The organism is Burkholderia sp. ABCPW 111 (genome assembly GCF_000773065.1).
Classification (GTDB): Bacteria; Pseudomonadota; Gammaproteobacteria; order Burkholderiales; family Burkholderiaceae; genus Burkholderia; species Burkholderia savannae.
On sequence record NZ_JPWT01000045.1, the window covers coordinates 1 to 1255 of the forward strand.

General features: G+C 66.4%; 1 protein-coding gene. It reads left to right on the forward strand.

What is annotated here, in order from left to right:
* A partial coding sequence (locus X946_RS36810) for a hypothetical protein (RefSeq protein WP_442854586.1) occupies positions 1 to 1255 on the forward strand: 1255 nt, incomplete at both ends.

Sequence of the window (1255 nt, forward strand, 5' to 3'; positions counted from 1 at the left end):
CGTGGAGAGCGATGCGACGGTGCTGTCGGTGGTCGAGAGGCCGGTGGACAACGAGCCGATGCCGGTCGACGTGGAGGTCGACAGCGAAGCGATCGAGCTATTCGCGGAGCTCAGGCCCGTCGACGTCGAAGTCGAGAGCGACGTGACGGTGCTGTCGGTGGTCGAGAGGCCAGTCGACAACGAGCCGATACCGGTCGACGTGGAGGTCGACAGCGAGGCGATCGAGCTGGTGGCCGAGCTCAAGCCCGTCGACGTCGACGTCGAAAGCGACGTGACAGTGCTGTTGGTGGTCGACAGGCCAGTCGACAGCGAACCGATGCCGGTCGACGTGGAGGTCGACAGCGAAGCGATCGAGCTGGTGGCCGAGCTGAGGCCGGTCGACGTCGACGTGGAGAGCGACGCGACGGTGCTATCGGTGGTCGAGAGGCCGGTGGACAACGAGCCGATACCGGTCGACGTGGAGGTCGACAGCGAAGCGATCGAGCTGGTGGCCGAGCTGAGGCCGGTCGACGTCGACGTGGAGAGCGACGTGACGGTGCTATCGGTGGTCGACAGGCCAGTCGACAGCGAACCGATGCCGGTCGACGTGGAGGTCGACAGCGAGGCGATCGAGCTGGTGGCCGAGCTCAAGCCGGTCGATGTCGACGTGGAGAGCGACGTGACGGTGCTGTCGGTGGTCGACAGACCGGTGGACAGCGAGCCGATGCCGGTCGACGTGGAGGTCGACAGTGAAGCGATCGAGCTATTCGCGGAGCTCAAGCCGGTCGACGTCGACGTGGAGAGCGACGTGACGGTGCTATCGGTGGTCGAGAGGCCGGTGGACAACGAGCCGATGCCGGTCGACGTGGAGGTCGACAGCGAAGCGATCGAGCTATTCGCGGAGCTCAAGCCCGTCGAGGTCGAGGTGGAGAGCGACGCGACGGTGCTGTCGGTGGTCGACAGGCCGGTGGACAGCGAACCGATGCCGGTCGACGTGGAGGTCGACAGCGAAGCGATGGAGCTATTCGCGGAGCTCAAGCCGGTCGAGGTCGACGTGGACAGCGACGCGACGGTGCTATCGGTGGTCGAGAGGCCGGTGGACAGCGAGCCGATACCGGTCGACGTGGAGGTCGACAGCGAGGCGATCGAGCTGGTGGCCGAGCTGAGGCCGGTCGAGGTCGACGTGGAGAGCGATGCGACGGTGCTGTCGGTGGTCGAGAGGCCGGTGGACAACGAGCCGATGCCGGTCGACGTGGAGGTCGACAGCGAAGCGATC